Source organism: Streptomyces macrolidinus (assembly GCF_023887685.1).
In the GTDB taxonomy this organism is placed as follows: Bacteria; Actinomycetota; Actinomycetes; order Streptomycetales; family Streptomycetaceae; genus Streptomyces; species Streptomyces macrolidinus.
In genome coordinates, this window is record NZ_JAMWMR010000005.1 from 46461 (window position 1) to 63563 (window position 17103).

13 protein-coding genes and 1 CRISPR repeat array (1 of these 14 cut by a window edge) are annotated in these 17103 nt (G+C 68.2%); of the genes, 12 read left to right on the forward strand and 1 reads right to left on the reverse strand.

Translation table 11 applies throughout. The annotated features are described in order from the left end of the window. Window positions 1-844: a CRISPR direct-repeat array (repeat unit 29 nt; unit sequence GGGACCATCCCCGCGGGCGCGGGGAGCAG) (it extends 1564 nt beyond the left edge of the window). Between the two features lie 355 nt (window positions 845-1199). Genes cas3 through cas2e form a run of 8 tightly spaced genes read left to right on the forward strand, consistent with a single transcriptional unit; the run spans window position 1200 to window position 10446 of the window. Beyond that, entirely contained in the window at window positions 1200-4016 is a 2817-nt protein-coding gene (gene cas3, locus NGF19_RS07630; protein WP_252423855.1) for a CRISPR-associated helicase Cas3', read from the forward strand. After that, the gene (gene casA / locus NGF19_RS07635; protein ID WP_252423302.1) at window positions 4009-5709 is read left to right on the forward strand and encodes a type I-E CRISPR-associated protein Cse1/CasA; all 1701 of its coding nucleotides are present in this window, start codon (window positions 4009-4011) and stop codon (window positions 5707-5709) included. Before cas3 ends, casA begins: the two co-directional genes overlap by 8 nt. Beyond that, window positions 5706-6389: a type I-E CRISPR-associated protein Cse2/CasB gene (gene casB, locus NGF19_RS07640; protein ID WP_252423308.1), complete on the forward strand. Its 684-nt coding sequence runs from the start codon at window positions 5706-5708 to the stop codon at window positions 6387-6389. Before casA ends, casB begins: the two co-directional genes overlap by 4 nt. Further along, window positions 6386-7591 carry a type I-E CRISPR-associated protein Cas7/Cse4/CasC gene (cas7e, locus tag NGF19_RS07645; protein WP_252423309.1) on the forward strand — a complete coding sequence of 402 codons (1206 nt, stop codon included), beginning with the start codon at window positions 6386-6388 and terminating at the stop codon, window positions 7589-7591. The genes casB and cas7e overlap by 4 nt, the downstream gene beginning before the upstream one ends. Then, window positions 7588-8319 (forward strand): type I-E CRISPR-associated protein Cas5/CasD, encoded by a 732-nt coding sequence (cas5e, locus tag NGF19_RS07650; protein WP_252423310.1) that lies wholly within the window; start codon window positions 7588-7590, stop codon window positions 8317-8319. The genes cas7e and cas5e overlap by 4 nt, the downstream gene beginning before the upstream one ends. Next, window positions 8319-9104 (forward strand): type I-E CRISPR-associated protein Cas6/Cse3/CasE, encoded by a 786-nt coding sequence (cas6e, locus tag NGF19_RS07655; RefSeq protein WP_252423311.1) that lies wholly within the window; start codon window positions 8319-8321, stop codon window positions 9102-9104. Before cas5e ends, cas6e begins: the two co-directional genes overlap by 1 nt. After that, window positions 9101-10087, forward strand: coding sequence for a type I-E CRISPR-associated endonuclease Cas1e (gene cas1e / locus NGF19_RS07660; RefSeq protein WP_252423312.1), 987 nt, complete (start codon window positions 9101-9103; stop codon window positions 10085-10087). Before cas6e ends, cas1e begins: the two co-directional genes overlap by 4 nt. Further along, window positions 10084-10446, forward strand: a complete 363-nt coding sequence (gene cas2e / locus NGF19_RS07665) for a type I-E CRISPR-associated endoribonuclease Cas2e (RefSeq protein WP_252423321.1) — start codon at window positions 10084-10086, stop codon at window positions 10444-10446. The genes cas1e and cas2e overlap by 4 nt, the downstream gene beginning before the upstream one ends. A 1539-nt stretch (window positions 10447-11985) precedes the next feature. Here cas2e and NGF19_RS07670 read toward each other — a convergent pair. Beyond that, window positions 11986-12735 (reverse strand): DNA-methyltransferase, encoded by a 750-nt coding sequence (locus NGF19_RS07670; protein WP_252423322.1) that lies wholly within the window; start codon window positions 12733-12735, stop codon window positions 11986-11988. Between the two features lie 641 nt (window positions 12736-13376). Between NGF19_RS07670 and NGF19_RS07675 the strand changes: the two genes are divergently transcribed. The 4 genes from NGF19_RS07675 (at window position 13377) to NGF19_RS07690 (ending at window position 17048) form a co-directional block, all read left to right on the forward strand. Next, the gene (locus NGF19_RS07675) at window positions 13377-14498 is read left to right on the forward strand and encodes a C40 family peptidase (RefSeq protein WP_252423332.1); all 1122 of its coding nucleotides are present in this window, start codon (window positions 13377-13379) and stop codon (window positions 14496-14498) included. A 72-nt stretch (window positions 14499-14570) separates the two neighbouring features. Next, window positions 14571-14879, forward strand: a complete 309-nt coding sequence (locus NGF19_RS07680; protein WP_252423334.1) for a DUF6112 family protein — start codon at window positions 14571-14573, stop codon at window positions 14877-14879. Then, the gene (locus tag NGF19_RS07685) at window positions 14879-15565 is read left to right on the forward strand and encodes a hypothetical protein (RefSeq protein WP_252423336.1); all 687 of its coding nucleotides are present in this window, start codon (window positions 14879-14881) and stop codon (window positions 15563-15565) included. The genes NGF19_RS07680 and NGF19_RS07685 overlap by 1 nt, the downstream gene beginning before the upstream one ends. 31 nt (window positions 15566-15596) lie before the next feature. After that, a complete protein-coding gene (locus tag NGF19_RS07690; protein WP_252423338.1) occupies window positions 15597-17048 on the forward strand; it encodes an SCO6881 family protein in 1452 nt (483 codons plus the stop codon). The last annotated feature ends 55 nt before the right edge of the window (window positions 17049-17103 follow it).

Sequence of the window (17103 nt, forward strand, 5' to 3'; positions counted from 1 at the left end):
TCGCGCCGAACCTTCTGACGAGGGGACCATCCCCGCGGGCGCGGGGAGCAGCTGGTCGGCGGCTGCCGCCGCCTCACGAGCCAGGGACCATCCCCGCGGGCGCGGGGAGCAGGAGACGACGTAGAACACCGGCAGCGCGATCACGGGACCATCCCCGCGGGCGCGGGGAGCAGGCTGGCCTTCATCTCCTGGTACGCCTTCCAGAGGGACCATCCCCGCGGGCGCGGGGAGCAGGCTCGGCGGGCGAGGTTCAGAGCCTGCACGCCGGGACCATCCCCGCGGGCGCGGGGAGCAGCTCGCCCGCGAGGAGCGCGAGCACGCCGCCCTGGGACCATCCCCGCGGGCGCGGGGAGCAGCACGCGACCACCCCGGACGCGGACGAGCCAGAGGGACCATCCCCGCGGGCGCGGGGAGCAGGAGCCTTTCTTGCAGAGCCTGGACACGTGATCAGGACCATCCCCGCGGGCGCGGGGAGCAGTGGACCCGGACACGATCCGTATCAGCGCCTCCGGGACCATCCCCGCGGGCGCGGGGAGCAGAGTGCGCTCCACAGCCGCTCGTGGTCTGGCACGGGACCATCCCCGCGGGCGCGGGGAGCAGGACCGCCGCACCGCCGAGCAGCTGATCCGGCAGGGACCATCCCCGCGGGCGCGGGGAGCAGGTGCGGGAGTGTCATTCGTTCGCCTTTCAGGCGGGACCATCCCCGCGGGCGCGGGGAGCAGTCGGTGTGGCTGGGCATCTGCGTCCTCTCGGAGGGACCATCCCCGCGGGCGCGGGGAGCAGGACGGCTTCGCCCTGGGGATGAGTTTCCCGCAGGGACCATCCCCGCGGGCGCGGGGAGCAGACTCCATGACCTGCAGCTTTACAACGAACAGAGCGCAGGTTCAGCAACTTTTGCAGATACCGGCAATTCGTTCATTTCCGGCCCCTGGCGTGCCATCCACACCGCTTCCTGGCCCGCCGTCCCCAGATCCCCCTTCCCACCCACCGGCATGACACCCACTCATCTTCAAGGTCAGGAGACTGTCGAAATATCAGGGAAACACCCATACAGAGATGCGCACATCATGTACATATCTCATATGACCAGTGGGGGAAGTGCCCACGGTAGCCTGCTGAGCAAGCTGGGGGAGCCTGCTCGGGCGGTATGGGCGAAACATGATCGCGATACTGATGGCTGGCTGCCGTTGTGGCGTCATATGGAAGACAGTGCTGCCGTGGCCGGGCTGCTTTGGGATCAGTGGCTGCCCCTCGGGGTGCGCAGGCTGATCGGCGAAGCGCTCCCGGGTGGTGACGCGGACGCACGGGCCCTGGCTGTGTGGCTCGCCGGCGTACATGACATCGGCAAGGCCACGCCTGCCTTCGCCTGCCAGGTCGAGTTGCTCGCCGACGCGATGCGTGACCAGGGCCTGGAAATGCCTTCCCGTGCGGCGATGGGGCCGGATCGTCGGTTGGGACCGCATGGCCTCGCCGGGCAGCTCCTGCTCGCCGAGTGGCTTGAAGAGCGACACGGCTGGCGGGGAGCGCAGACCGGTCAGTTCACGGTGGCCGTTGGCGGGCATCACGGCGCGCCGCCGGAGCGAGGCCAGATCAAGGCCTTGGACGACCATGAGGAGTTGTTGCGGACACCTGGTCCAAGTAGCAGCACCTGGCGCCGCGTGCAGAACGAGCTGCTGAACGCGTGTGCCGCTCATTTCGGTGTCGAGGAGCTGCTCAAGGCCTGGGAGGCTGTCAAGGTGCCGCAGCCCGTTCAGGTGCTGCTCACGTCGATCGTCATCGTCTCCGACTGGATCGCGAGCAATCCGGACCTCTTCCCGTATTTCCCCGATGCCGCATCCCACAGTGCCGAGGAGCGGCTCAGCAGGGCCTGGCGAGGGCTTGATCTGCCCGCTCCCTGGCAGGCCGAGGAGCCGCACGGCACTGTGCAGGATCTCTTCGCCTCCCGTTTCGATCTCCCGGACGGGGCCGATCCCCGTCCAGTCCAGGAGGCGGCGGTCGCCCTGGCGCGGGAGTTGGACTCCCCAGGCCTGATGGTCATCGAAGCGCCGATGGGAGAGGGCAAGACGGAGGCGGCGCTCGCCGCGGCGGAGATCTTCGCCGCACGCTCGGGGGCGGGCGGAGTCTTCTTCGCGCTGCCTACGATGGCCACGGGCAACGCCATGTTTCCGCGGCTGCTTGACTGGTTGGACCGGCTGCCCTCGGCGGACGGCACCCGCTATTCGGTGCACCTGGCGCACTCCAAGGCCGCGCTCAACGAGCAGTTCGCCGGGCTGATGGCCAGGGCCGGCAGCGTGGCAGCTGTCGACCTTGATGGCGCCTACCCGGAATCCGGAGCTACGTCCAGGGCGGGGCACAACCACAGGAGGGCTGGCGCCGAGCTCGTGGCGCACGCATGGCTGCGAGGCCGTAAGCGGGCCATGCTGGCTTCCTTCGTCGCTGGCACCATCGACCAACTGTTGTTCGCCGGACTCAAGAGCCGGCACCTGGCACTGCGGCATCTCGCCGTTGCCGGGAAGGTTGTCGTCATCGACGAGGCGCACGCCTACGACACGTACATGAGCGTCTACCTGGATCGGGTGCTGTCATGGCTGGGGGCGTACCGGGTACCGGTCGTGGTGCTTCCCGCGACCTTGCCGGCCTCGCGTCGCCGAGAGCTCGTCGAGGCTTACGCCGGGCGTGCCGGGGCCGTTGCCGAGGATGCGGCGGAATCAGCGGCCTACCCGCTGCTGACTGCCGTCGCTCCGGGCGGGAGTGCGCTGATCCGGCACCCACAGGCCTCGGCACGGTCCACGGAGGTCGCGGTTGAGCGGCTCTCCGACGATCTGAGCGTGCTCGCGGACCGACTGGACGATGAACTGGTGGACGGTGGTTGCGTACTGGTCATCCGGAACACCGTCAGGCGGGTGCTGGAGACGGCGCGGGTTTTACGGACAAGGTTCGGCGCCGAGAATGTGACCGTTGCCCACTCCTGCTTCGTCGACCTCGACCGTGCGGAGAAGGACAGCAGACTGCTCCAGCTTTTCGGTCCTCCCGAGAGGACGAACGACAGACCCACCGGCCGGCACATCGTGGTGGCGAGCCAGGTCGCCGAGCAGTCTCTGGACGTCGACTTCGACATGCTGGTCAGCGACATGTGCCCGGTGGACCTTCTCCTGCAGCGTATGGGCCGCCTGCACCGCCATCAGCGTGGGCCACACCAGAGTGACCGGCCTGACCGTCTACGGACCGCACGGTGCCTGGTGACCGGGGCCGACTGGAAAGCAGACGTACCGGAGCCGGTGCGCGGATCCGTTGCCGTGTACGGGCGGTATGCGCTGTTGCGGTCAGCGGCCGTCCTCCTCCCCCATCTCGACGGCGGAGCTGAGCGGCCTGTGAGGCTACCGGCGGACATCAGCTCTCTGGTGCAGGGCGCTTACGGCAACGAGCCCGTCGGGCCGGAGCACTGGCAGGACACGCTCAGGAAAGCCCACGCTCAGTTCAAGCAGTACCACGACGATCAGACGGAGCGTGCCGCCGTGTTCCGCCTGGGAGAGGTCGGCAAACCGGGGCGGCCGCTGTTCGGCTGGGTCGCCGCCGGTGTGGGAGACACCGACGACACTCCGACCGGGCGTGCCCAGGTCCGTGACACCCGGGACAGCCTGGAAGTCGTCGTCGTCCAGCGACGAGGTGACGGAAGCCTCGCCACCCTGCCCTGGCTCAAGCCGGACGGCAGGGAACGTCCGCGCGCGGGCATCGAACTCCCACAGAACGCGACACCGGTACGGTTCGCGGCCCGCACGGCGGCAAGCTGCGGGCTGCGGCTCCCGATGCAGTTCTCCTACGCCGAGACCATGGACCGCGCCATCGCCGAACTGGAGCAGCTGTACCTGCCCAACTGGCAGGGCAAGGAGAGCCCTTGGCTCTCCGATCAGCTCATCCTCGCTCTCGACGAGGACTGTCAGACCCGGCTGGCAGGATTCACTCTCCGGTACAGCCCGGAAGACGGCCTTGAGGTGACCCGTGACTCAAATGACTGAACCCCCTGCTGCAGCAGCAGGGGCCGAAGGGGCACTGTCCTTCGATCTGACCAGCCGACCGTGGATCGGAGTGCTCCGGTGCAACGGATCGGAGGACGAGCTGTCACTGAGCGAGGTCTTCGCGCAGGCCGATGATCTGCGGCAGATCGTGGGCGACCTGGCCACCCAGGAGTTCGCCCTCGTGCGACTTCTCCTGGCCGTCGCCCACGACGCCCTGGACGGGCCGGATGACGCCGAGGACTGGGGCGAACTGTGGGAGGACCCCGACTGCTTCGCGCCCGTCCAGGCCTACCTGGCACAGCACCGCGACCGGTTCGACCTTCTTCACTCCACGGCACCGTTCATGCAGACCGCCGGACTCCGCACAGCGAAGGACGAGGTTTTCTCCCTCAATCGCATCGTGGCCGACGTGCCTGCCGGTGACCCGTTCTTCAGCGCGCGGATGCCCGACGTGGACCGACTGAGCTTCGCCGAGGCAGCCCGCTGGGTGGTCCACGTCCACGCCTACGACACTTCTGGCATCAAGACCGGCATGGTCGACGACAAGCGGGTCAAGGGCGGCAAGGTGTACCCGCTCGGTACCGGATGGGCCGGCGGGCTGGGCGGCGTCTTCGTCGAGGGTAAGACGCTGCGCGAGACCTTGCTGCTCAACCTGGTGGCAGCGGACACCGAGGGACTGAGGTTCTCCCCCGACGACCTGCCGGCCTGGCGCCGCAAGCCCTGCGGACCCGGGTCCGACGAGCGCTCCGCGACCGGGTTGCGAGACCTGTACACGTGGCAGTCAAGGCGAGTACGCCTGCACTGCGACGCAGACGGCGTCCACGGGGTTGTCCTCGGGTACGGCGATCCGCTCGCCTCAAGGAACATGCACGACCAGGAGCCGATGACTTCGTGGCGGCGCAGTCCCGCACAGGAGAAGAAGCTGGGCCAGTCCCCGGTGTATCTGCCGCTGGAACACGATCCGGCCCGCTCGGCCTGGCGAGGCATCGCAGCCCTCGTCGCCGACCGCCTGGAGAGCGGTGGCGGGAGCGAAGCGGCGCCACGCCTCCGGCCCGGGATTCTCGAGTGGGTGGCCCGACTGGTGACCGACCGCCACCTCCCCCGCCACTCGCTCATCCGCACCAGGCTGGTGGGCGTCAGTTACGGCACCCAGCAGTCCGTGATCGACGAGGTCGTCGACGACCGCCTGGAGATGCCCGTCGTCCTTCTTCACCAACAAGACCGTAAATACGCCCAGCAGGCTGTCGCCGCCGCTGAGGAAGCCGATCGGGCGGTTCGCATCCTCGGAGATCTGGCGACTGACCTGGCCCGGGCCGTGGGTTCCGAGGAGGAGGGCCCCAAGTCGGCCGCGCGGACGACCGGCTTCGACGCACTGGAGTATCCGTACCGGCAATGGCTGGCCGAAATGGCCAAGGCCTCGGACCCTTTCGAACATCGGCAGGCATGGCAACGCGAGGTTCGAGGGACGGTGAATCGTCTCGGTGATCGTCTCATCGCCGCCGCGGGTGACGCTGCGTGGGAGGGACGGGTCTACACGGACCGAAAGAACGTGACTCACTGGCTGAACACGGGCCTCGCAGACCGGTGGTTCCGGGGACGTCTCGCCAGAGAGCTTGCTGACCCCGACGCCGCTGATAGCGGCGGCCGCCCGGACACCGACCAACCCGCGACCGAAGCGAAGGTGCAGGCATGACGACCGTCTCCGCCCCGGCCAAGGAGCCCAGCGTGAGTGCGCGCATCGCCGAACTCACAAGGGCGAGTATCAGCGACTGGCAGAGGGGCTATCTCGCCGACGAGTCGCACTCCGTCGCCGCCCTCGCTCGCCTGCGCCGTGGCGCGGGCCGGGAAGCGGGGGAACTGCCGGATCTGTGGAACTTGATCGACACCAGCGCCCTGCACTCCCAGGAGGTGAACGGGCCGAGGCCACTGAGCGAGCCTGAGGCGGTGCGCGCCGAGAACGCGGTGTACGCGGCGCTGACCCTGTGGGCATTCCACCAGCAGTCCCGCGGCGAGGGCATGCACCGGCGCCACTCCCCCGGGCAGCCGACCGGCCTCGGCGCGGCCGTGCGGCGGCTGATGCCACCCGATGCCATCGACGAGCCCGTACGCAAACGCCTGGTCCGCGCCGGAACCGCGCCGGACCTGGTCTCCCTCGCTCAGCGGCTGCGCGACATCGTCGCCCTGTTGCGTCGGGAGAGCGTCCCACTCGACTACGGCCTGCTGGCTGGTCAGTTGTACGTGTGGCAGTGGCCCGACGGTCCGCGCGCCGTGCGCCGTGCGTGGGGCCGTTCCTTCCACACCCCGCCACGCAGGCCCCGCCAGCCCACAGGCGACAACCCCACCACCCCGCACACCGACAAGGACCTCTCGTGAACCGCATCTTCCTGGACCTGCACGCCCTGCAGACCGTCCCGCCGAGCAACCTCAACCGGGACGACACGGGCGCACCCAAGACGGCCGTCTACGGCGGTGTCCCGCGCGCCCGGGTCTCCAGCCAGGCATGGAAGCGAGCCATCCGCGCCTACTTCGCTGACGAACACCTTCTGGATCCAGCCGAGTTGGGCGTGCGCACCAAGAAGGTGGTGGAGCTCCTCGCAGACCGGATCGAAGGGCTCGACGGCGCCGTGGACCGGGAAGCGGCACTGAAGCTGGCCGACGAGACGGTGAAGGCGGCCGGCTTCAAGACCGAGGTCCCCAAGCGCAAGGCCGGCCAGGCGAAGAAGAACGAGGACCCTGACGCCCCGGCCCCCGCACCGGAGAGCAAGTACCTGGTCTTCCTGAGCTCCCGGCAGCTCGACGGTCTGGCACACCTCGCCCTCCAGGGTGCCGCGGACATCACGGCGTTCCTGAAGACCAAGGAGAACAAGGCCCGAGCCAAGGAGATCGCGGACACCCGGCACTCCGTCGACATCGCCCTCTTCGGCCGCATGGTCGCCGACATCGCCGACATCAACGTCGACGCCGCCGTCCAGGTCGCCCACGCCATCAGCGTCCACCGCGTGGACAACGAATCCGACTACTACACGGCCGTCGATGACGAGAACAAGGACGAGGAGACCGGCGCCGGGATGATCGGAACCGTCGACTTCAACTCCGCTACCCTCTACCGCTATGCGGCGCTCGGCGTGCACCAGCTCGCCGCCAACCTCGGCCAGGGTCTGCGTGAGGAAGAGCCGCGCACCGAGCCCGTGCGCCGTGCCGTCGAGGCGTTCGTGCACAGCTTCATCGCCTCGCTGCCCACGGGGAAGATCAACACGTTTGGGCACCACACGCAGCCTGACGCCGTCGTCGTCAAGCTCCGCACCACCCGGCCCATCAGCTTCGTGTCCGCATTCGAGGACCCGATCCGCAGCGACGCCGGTGGACACGTGCGTGGGGCCTCCGACCGGCTCGCCGCCTACGCGTTCGATGTCGAACGCGTCTATGGCGACCCGGAGACCACCCTGACGTGGGTGCTGCGCGTCGGCCCGAACACCCAGAAGCTCGCCGATCTCGGCACCCGGACCGAGACCCTGGGCGAACTCGTGGAAGCCGTCGGCAAGGCCGTGACCGAGCGCCTGGAGAAGCCCGAATGAGCGTGCTTGCCCTGCGTCTGGCCGGCCCCCTCCAGTCCTGGGGGGCCGCCTCCCGCTTCACCCGCCGCACCACCGAATCGGCACCGACAAAGAGCGGCGTCGTCGGCCTGCTCGCCTCCGCGGCCGGCATCGATCGCGACGACGAGACCCGCCTCGCACCGCTGGCCGCGCTGCGGTTCGGGGTCCGCATCGACCAGCCCGGCACACGGATCCGGGACTTCCAGACCGCGCACCACGCCGTGACCGAGGCATCAATGCCATTGTCAGAGAGGTTCTACCTCGCCGACGCCGTCTTCGTCGCCGCCGTCGAGGGCGACCACGCTCTGCTCACCAACCTGCGGGACGCACTGCGCACTCCGGCGTACCCGCCATTCCTCGGGCGACGCTCCTGCCCCCCCACCGAGCCCCTCTGCCTGGACCTGTACAAGGGCGCGCGGCTGGAAGACGTGCTGGCGAACGTGCCCTGGCAGGCCTCCGCCTGGTACCGAAAGCGCCGGCAAGCCCCGCAGAACCTCGTCGTGCTCCGTGAGATCGGCGCGGGTGAGTCCGCCAGGAACGCGGACGTCCTGCGTGACCAGCCCGTCAGCTTCGATGCCGCGCACCGCCGGCACGCCCTACGCACGGTCATCTCCGATCCGGTCCCCTTGCCCATCGCGGCCGACGGCAGCAGCACCGACGACCACGATCCGTTCGATGCCCTGGCTGCCCTGGAGGAAGAGAGCGACTGATGTTCATCTCCCGCTTCCGCGTCAACACTGCACGGCCCGGCGCCCGAAAGCTTCTCTCCTCACCGCAGGCCATGCACGCGGCAGTCATGTCGTCGTTCCCGCAGATCCTGCCCTCCGACAGCCCCGCTCCGGATTCGCCCCGGGTGCTGTGGCGTCTGGATCAGATGGCTCGCGCCGAGGTCCTGCTCTACATCGTCAGCCCCGGTCAGCCGGATCTGACGCACCTGGTCGAGCAGGCTGGCTGGCCAGCCGTCGTCACCCGCGAGAATCCCGGCTGGCAGAGCCGGGCCTACGCACCGCTCCTCGATCGTCTGACCGCCGGCGACCGCTGGTCGTTCCGGCTGACGGCGAACCCGGTGCACAAGATCCGCCGCAAGGAAGGCGAAGAGCAGAAGATCACCGCGCATCTGACGCCCATCCACCAGATGGGGTGGCTGCTCGACGACAGGCGCCAGGAGCGCCTCGGCTTCCGCGTCTGCGAGAAGCCCAACGACCGGCGGCTCCTTCCTGAGGGGACCACCCATCAGAAGCGGCCCCACCCCGGCGACCGGTACGAGCTGGCCATACGGGACACCCGCTCCCTGGCCTTCAACAGGTCCCGCGCCGCCGAGGGCCGTAGGGGGAAGCCAGTCACCGTCGTCACCGCCACCTACGAAGGGCACCTCGAAGTCACCGACCCCGACGCCCTGCGGCGTTCCCTCACCCAGGGCATCGGCCGGGCCCGCGCCTATGGCTGTGGTCTCCTCACCCTCGCACCTCTCGCGAGGAGTCCGCGCACAACATGACAACCGTATCCAAGCGCCCGGCCCTCAGTCCTCGGCAGCTCACCCGCACCGGCGACCGTCTCTCCTTCATCTACCTGGAGCGCTGCACCGTCCACCGCGACGCCAACGCGATCACCGCACAGGATGGGGAGGGCACCACACACATCCCGTCCGCGACGATCGGCACGCTCCTTCTCGGGCCGGGAACTCGCATCACCCATCAGGCCATGAGCGTCCTCGGCGAATCTGGTGCCGCCGTCTGCTGGGTCGGGGAACACGGAGTGCGTTACTACGCGTCCGGCCGCGCCCTCAGCCGCTCCTCGGCCCTTATGGAAGCGCAGGCCCGGCAGTGGGCCAACCCGCGCAGCCGTCTCGCCGTGGCCCGGGAGATGTATCGGTTGCGCTTCCCCGACGAGGACCCGGCTGGCTTGACCCGGCGTGAGTTACTCGGACGGGAGGGGCGACGGATGAAGGACTGTTACCGTGCCGAATCGTCCCGTGTGGGGGTCCCCTGGCGGGGCCGCCAATACGTACCGGGCGACTTCACCGCCGGAGACGCCGTCAACCAGGCCATCACCGCCGCTGCCCAGTGCATGTACGGCATCGCACACGCCGTCGTCACCTCTCTGGGATGCAGTCCGGCGCTCGGCTTCGTGCACTCCGGCCACGAGTTGTCTTTCGTCCTGGACATCGCCGACCTCTACAAGACGGAGATCGGCATCCCTCTTGCCTTCGACATCGCGGCGGAAGGAGAGGAGGACGTCGGCTCACGCACCCGTCGCGCCCTGCGGGATCGAATCAACGAGACCTCCCTGCTGAACCGTTGCGTCGACGACATCCGGCGCCTGCTGTTGGAGCCGGATCAGGCGAAGGCAGCCATCGACGGCGACCAGGACGTCGTGACCCTCCAGAGCGATGGCGGCCATCAGGTCCCTTCGGGTGTCAACCACGACGGCCCGGACGGATACCAGGACTGGGACTCTGCTGGAGGGGAAATCTGGTGACGGTCATAGTTCTCACCAACTGCCCCACTGGCCTGCGGGGCTTCCTCACGCGCTGGCTCCTGGAGATATCCGCGGGGGTCTTCGTGGGCAACCCCTCGGCCCGCATCCGCGACGTCCTCTGGAACGAGGTCCAGCAGTACGCCGGTCAAGGCCGAGCTCTGCTGGCCCACACCACCAACAACGAGCAGGGCTTCACCTTCCGCACGTTCGACCACCAGTGGCACCCCATCGACCACGAAGGGGCCACCCTGATCCAACGCCCCATCGCGAAGCCGCAGACCTCACCGATGCAGACCTCAGGTAGCCCACCGCCAGGTTGGAGCCGGGCCTCCAAGCGCCGCCGATGGGGGAGAGGCTAGACCCGGCCGCAGTGGACCAGCGACGCTCCGTGGCACGGGTTGGCGCTATCACGGTGTCGGGTGCCTTGGAGGCCGGGATGGGACCAGGCCCACGTCAACTACCTGTGGCCAATACGTCCTCGGGATGTGCTCCCCGGTTTCAGGGGAGCACATCCCGAAGAGCAGTGGCAACGCACGTACCCATCCCCGCTGGAGCGGGGAGCAAAAATCCTCGTCCCTGAGATCAGGACCATCCCCACGTCCGTGAGGAGCAGATCAGAGCACCACGTCAGTGCCACTAGGAGGGATCTCTCACCACTTCTTTGGCGACTCAGCCCCGCCGTCCGCCCAGCGTACAAGCGGAATTACCACCACGGCACAAAGAGCGCTCGCGAAGGCCGTCGCCACCGTCCACCGGATGCTGTCGTCTCCGGGCGCACCGAGCGGCAGTAGACGGCCCAACTGAAGGCCCAGACAGAAGGTGAGGACGACCGCACACCCGACGGAACCCCACCTGATGCACCTACGTAATCCCGACATCAGAGATAGCCTTCCTCTTCCCTCAGATCGTTGGAACCAGACCTTAAGGGGCTTCGGGAACGGTCGTCAATTAGGGCTGTTCCAGGGGTTGTTGGGGGCTCTCGCCGTATGCCCGACTGCTCCCATTGACCTCGGCGCCGACGTGCCCCTGGTTCCCGCAGCCGTCGTCCTGGCGCCTCCAGAGGCCATCTGTTCATGGCGATACCGGCCCACTACCTGTCAGGCAACTGCTCACCCCTGGAGTACAGGCCACCAAGGCGTCGGCGGCCACCAGTACATCTCCCACGTACTGCCAGCTCGAATCCCCGATTGACAGGCACACTCAGTAGCCTTGTGCCAGCTCGGGGACCTGCCGCATGGAAGGGGTTGCGATCGCGACACGTACCTGGCTGGCTGTCGTTCCGAGCCGTCCTTCCAGAACTGCTGGTCTTCGAGGTCCTTGAAGCGCGGGGAGAAGCGGTAGCGTCAGCTCACCTGTCTCGTACCGCCACAACGAATCGAGTGACCGGGCAGGCGGGCAGCCCGGAAGTACTTGCGTATCGGCTGCTCCCCGCGCCCGCGGGGATGGTCCCGCCTCGGGGTCGGCGTCTCCCTCGAACCACTCCTGTTCCCCGCGCCGCGGGGATGGTCCTTGGATCGACGGACGCTTCTCCTCGGTCAACGGCTGCTCCCCGCGCCCGCGGGGATGGTCCCCAGCGGGTGACCACGGCGTCCATGCCCGCAGGGGACGGACGGTCCCTGAGCAACGCACCCGAATTCTCGCCGACAACCGGGGGCTACCGTCAGCGTCCGCCCTGGGCTTTGTTCGACGTCACTGAGAGCGTGGTGGTGAACCGTGCTTTGGTTCTGCCTCGGAGGTGTGCGGTGCCGTCGTGAGGACCTCGTGCGGGTTACCGATCTCATTCAGCGAAGCATCGATGCTGGGTAACTTCCCGTACGTGAGAAGGGCGGTTGTTCCACACTGTGGTGGAACAACCGCCCTTCTCTGCGTTCTGCGCCCGCTGTGCGGGGTGCTCGCCCTCACTCCTCAGGTCCGGCGAGTTCGAAGTCGTCCTGGGTCAGCGCGCTTCGCAGCCGCTGCTCGGCGATGTCGGCGTAGTGCTCGGAGAGTTCGACGCCGATGAACCTGCGGCCTTCGCGCAGGGCGGCGACGCCGGTCGTGCCGGAGCCGGCGAAGGGGTCGAGGACCGTGCCGCCCGGTGGGCAGATCTTCACCAGCTCCTGCATCACTTCCACGGGCTTCTGCGTGATGTGCATGCGGCCCTTCCTCGGCTGGCTCGCGGTGTAGAGACCAGGCAGGTAGACGGGGTTCCGGTCGGAGTCGACCAGGCCCTTGGTGCCCCAGACGATGTACTCGCAGGACTGCTTGAGCCGTCCCTTCTGCGGTCGTGAGACCGGCTTGTGCCACGCTGCGACACCGCGCCAGGTCCAGCCTGCGGCCTGCAATGCGTCTGTTGTGGTGGGCAGTTGCCTCCAGTCGGTGAAGACGAGCGCTGCGCCCGACTCGACGGTTGCCCGGTAGGACTCCGTGAGAAGGAGGGTCAGCCAGTAGCCGTACGAACGCTGGTCACGGTTCTCGCCGGGGAAGTTGGCGAGGTCGTGTTCGGTGTCGCCCGAGGTGTACTTCGCGCGGGCGCTGCGGCCTGTTCGTTCGCTGCTGGTTCGGCCGCCGCTGTTGTAGGGCGGGTCGGTGATGACGGCATCCACGCTGTTGTCGGGTATGTCGGCGAGGGCGGTCAGCGCGTCGCCTCGGTGAAGGGTGAACGGCATTGTGCGGTTCTCTCTTTCCGCGGGGATGGTCGTGCGCCTTATTCCGTACTCGCGGAATTCTGCACACGTCGGCGTGAGTCGCTCCCGGAGGCCGCAGAAGCAACCTCCTGGGGAGAGCGACGGGTTGGAGGGTAACCGCCTTTTCCGGCCGCACCTACTGATGCACGGCCTCCATGTGACGGGGCCCGACTGTCAGGCAAGGTGTCGTTTGGTGTGGCCGGAGTTCGTCTCTACAGTCTCGCCGTGTTCGACGGACGGGACTCAGCTCCTGCGCTGTTGAGCTGTGCTGATGCGCGTTGCCTCGTCCAAGTGGCGGCGCGGGCAGCACTCGTGAAGCTGCCTGACATTTCGGCCGGTGAGATTTTCTGTGTGGCGTGTGAGATTACGAGCGCGGCTGGCTGCCGTTCTCCGTTAACGGGGTTCTCAGAGGTCGGGAGTTAGTCGCTCCCGACCTCTGGACCCTCCATTCCGTGATCTCGGGTGATGTGAATTCCCGACCAATGCGGTTCCAGTGACCTTTTCGACGAGAACGCTGGTGCTGCACTGCCTACGAGTAAGGAGCTGCTGATGCAGCATGCCCAGGCGCGCCCTTCCCCGGAGTCCGGCTCCTGCACCCGCCGCACGGCGGACGGCTCGCGACCGTGAAGGTGGGGGCGGCGATAGTCGGCGCCGTGGCTCTAGGCCCGCTGCTGCTGATCGCCCCACTGGCAGTAGCTCTGGCTGGTGCGAGCAGCGCCCAGGCTGCCTGCACGGGCAGCGAGGCGGTGGATTACGCAGCGGTCGCCGAGCAGGTCGAGTCGATCTTCGAGGGCGGCAGCAAAGCCACGGTGTCGGTCCCAGAGCTGGGCGATCCCGCGGAACAGATCCCGAACGCCATGACGATCCAGGCCACCGGCGTCGCGATGAAGGTGCCGGCTCGGGGACAGATCGTTGCTCTGGCCACGGCCCTGCAGGAGTCGGGGCTGCGGAATCTGGACTACGGCGACCGGGACTCGCTCGGTCTCTTCCAGCAGCGACCCAGCCAGGGCTGGGGAACGTCCCAGCAAATCCGTGATCCGGTGCACGCCTCGACGACGTTCTACGAGGCGCTGCTGAAGGTATCGGGCTGGCAGTCCATGACCGTCGCGCAGGCCGCGCAGGCGGTCCAGAAGAGCGGCTTCCCCGACGCCTACGCCAAGTGGGAGTCGCTGGCCACAGCTCTCCAGAAGGCCCTCGCCGAGTCACTGTCACCGGAGTCGAGTTTCAGCAAGAGCGACAAGGGTGAGCAGACGGATTCGTCGCCTGGCGGGTGTGCCACGGGTGAGGACGGGGCCAAGTTCGGTCCGATTCCCGTCGGCTCCGTCCCCAGGGGCTACGAGATCCCGGTCGATGCGCCCAAGTCGATCCGTACGGCGATCCGTTGGGGTCTCGGTCAGCTCGGCACTCCGTATCAGTGGGGTGGCGCGTGCGCCGATCCGCACGGCCAGGACCCGATGGGCCGCTGTGACTGCTCGTCGCTGATGCAGGCGTCGTACAAGGCTGGTGGCATCTCGATCTCCCGGACCACGTACACGCAGGTCAAGGAGGGCAAGGCAGTCAGTGTCGATGCTCTCAAGCCGGGCGATCTCCTCTTCACTCGCGGCACGGCCGAAGTCCCGGAGCACGTCGGGATGTTCATCGGTGACGGCCTGATCCTGCATGCGCCGCGTACCGGTGACGTGGTCAAGATCTCGACCCTCGCCGAGTGGCGTCCGAACGTCGTCGCCGCCCGCCGGATCGTCTGACCGGCTTTTCCGCTCCCCTACCGCTCCGCCTCTTCCGGGCCTTCACTGGCCCAAAATCACACAGGAGTCCCAGTGAAACTCGTTCAGCACGCCCAGATCCTGGCGTACAACCCCGGCATCACGCCGAGCGAGGGCGGCCTGCCCGGCCTCGACGTCCTCAAGAAGGTCATGGGCAGCATCAACCTGTTCGGCATCATCGCCGCGGTCGGTGCCCTCGCCGTCTCCGCCCTCGTTTGGGCCTGGGGCCACCACAGCGGCGGCCACCAGGCGGAGGCGAACGGTAAGAAGGGCACGGTCGTCGCCGCTGGCTGCGCTCTGTTGCTCGGCGCGGCCAACGGCATCGTCGCGTTCTTCTCGGCGATGGGGACGCAGGTTCACTGATGCCGAAACAACGTTTCCCTTCCGCCAGGGAGCGGACGTACCGGGCCCCGTCCTCTGTTCTGCGTCGCGCCTTGATCGGGGGCATCGTCCTCGCTGTTCTGCTGGCCGTCGCCGGTCTGGTCGCGTATTTCACTCGTACGGAGAACCCGGCCCCGGCGAAGGCCGCCCCCGCGCCAGCGTCCTCCTCGGCGTCTCCCTCCCCGGCTGCTGAAGCTCACGCCAGGGAGGCCGTGGCCGCGCCGCCCAGGACGTCCGATCCGATCGAGTTCGCCAAGGCCGCCACCAAGGTCCTGTGGACCTACGACACCCGGTCCTTCTCACAGGCCGAGCACCTGGCCGGCCTCAAGCGATGGATGACCGAGGAGAAGAAGTACGCCGACTGGAAGTCGGTCACGGACCAGGTGCCCAGCGCGGTGCTGTGGTCACGGATGCGCGACAACGGGCAGCACGCCAGCGCCACAGTCGGTGAGGGCCACTTCCCACAGGCGTTCAAGACCGCCCTGGCCCAGGACCCCGGCGCGATCACCGAGGCATACGCCTACGCCGTCACGGTCACCGGCAAGCAGTCCATCACCTGGAAGGGCTCGGGCGCCGGAGCAGAGTCGCGCTCCACGACCCTCGCCGTCCAGTGCCGCCCCCACCGCGACTGCGCCCTCGTCGGCGTGCTGCCGAACGTGGCGCCGTGATCACCACCAACTCCCGAAAGGAGGTGCCCTCATGGGGGCTTGCGACCTGCCTGTGATGCAGACGGTCTGTAACACCATCGGTGGCGTCGTCGGGTCCACCGGCGAGGCGGTCACCGACGGCATCGGCGCCTGGATCGCCAAATCGATGGGCGAGTTGGCCCAGGCCGCGGCGGATCTGGCCTCGAAGGCCGTCGACAAGACCACGGCCATCGACCTGAACGCCGAATGGTTCCGGAGCAACTACGAACTGATCCTGCCCATCGGACTCGTCCTCACCGTCGGCACCTTCTGTCTGCAGCTCACCCGCGCCGCTTGGCGCCGGGACGAACGCGCTCTCGTTCAGGCGCTGTACGGCACCGTGGCCGGGGTCCTGTTCGCCTTCGCCGCCATCGCCTGCACCACCGTCGCGCTGACCGTGGTCGACGCGCTCAGTGCCGGCTTGTTCAAGGCGGCGAACAGTTCGGTGGACGACGCCGTCCGCCGCATCATCGAGGTCAACAGCCTGGGTCCGATGTACGCGTTGGGCTGGACGATCCCCGCCATGGTCGGCCTCGGCTGCGCTGTCGGGGCGTTCCTGTACTGGGCTGTGATGGTCGCCCGCAAGGTCGGCATCCTGATCCTGGTGACGCTGGCCGTGTTCGCCGGGGCCGGTGGCGGCTGGGAGGTTGCCCGGCGCTGGCGGCGTGGCTGGATCGAGGCGACTGCGACCCTGGTCGTCAGCAAGCTGTTGATGACGATCGTGTTCCTGCTGGGCGTTTCGGCCATGGGCAAGACCGACGCTTCCGACGGGCTCAGCGCTCTGGCGGATGCCATGGCGGGCATCGTCGTGATGGTGCTGGTGATGCTGTGCCCGTACGCGACCTACCGGTTCGTGCACTGGGCTGCCGACGGATCGGGCCATGGCGACCTGCACCGTACGGGCGTTGCGGGGATGGCGGTGACGGCCGGTGCGGCGAAGACAGCGGGACAGCTGGCGGTCCAGGCCGGCACGGGGATGCGGGCTCCGCAGGGGCCGGCGAAGGTGCCGGGCCAGGGCTGGGGCGGCGTCGCCTCCGGGATCGATCCGACCGGCGGATCCGGCGGTGATGCCAAGCCGAAGCAGACCCACTTCCGCTTCGGCGAGGACCCGGGCGCGACCGGTGACAAGGGGCGGGCGTTGATCCGTCGTCCTCCGACAGACGGCGACCGCGGAGTCCCGCTCATCCGACGCCCCAGCGAGAGCCAGGGGGCCGACTCGGCGCCGGCGGTCTCCGAGCCGACGTCACAGGGCGCCTCGGTCGCGCCGCCGCAGGTCACGCACCTGGACCCGCCGGCACCGCGGCGGAGCGGTCCGCCTCCACAGGGCAAGGGCGCCTCGGTCTCACCCCCGCAGGCAACGCACCTGGGGCCGCCGACACGACAGCGCAGCGGTCCGCCTCCACAGGGCGGTGCCACCCCGCAGCGGTTGGTCTATCCCGGAACAGCGGATCGATCGGGCTCGTAGCCCGCAGCTGACGGGGCGGGCCGAGACCCCGCCCGACCTGCCCCGTCTATCTCTT

Coding starts and splice junctions, on each gene's coding strand:
- casB (WP_252423308.1), top strand. CDS start 5,706: ATGACGACCGTCTCCGCCCCGGCCAAGGAGCCCAGCGTGAGTGCGCGC.
- cas3 (WP_252423855.1), top strand. CDS start 1,200: ATGGAAGACAGTGCTGCCGTGGCCGGGCTGCTTTGGGATCAGTGGCTG.
- cas6e (WP_252423311.1), top strand. CDS start 8,319: ATGTTCATCTCCCGCTTCCGCGTCAACACTGCACGGCCCGGCGCCCGA.
- cas1e (WP_252423312.1), top strand. CDS start 9,101: ATGACAACCGTATCCAAGCGCCCGGCCCTCAGTCCTCGGCAGCTCACC.
- NGF19_RS07685 (WP_252423336.1), top strand. CDS start 14,879: ATGCCGAAACAACGTTTCCCTTCCGCCAGGGAGCGGACGTACCGGGCC.
- NGF19_RS07690 (WP_252423338.1), top strand. CDS start 15,597: ATGGGGGCTTGCGACCTGCCTGTGATGCAGACGGTCTGTAACACCATC.
- NGF19_RS07670 (WP_252423322.1), bottom strand. CDS start 12,735: ATGCCGTTCACCCTTCACCGAGGCGACGCGCTGACCGCCCTCGCCGAC.
- casA (WP_252423302.1), top strand. CDS start 4,009: ATGACTGAACCCCCTGCTGCAGCAGCAGGGGCCGAAGGGGCACTGTCC.
- cas5e (WP_252423310.1), top strand. CDS start 7,588: ATGAGCGTGCTTGCCCTGCGTCTGGCCGGCCCCCTCCAGTCCTGGGGG.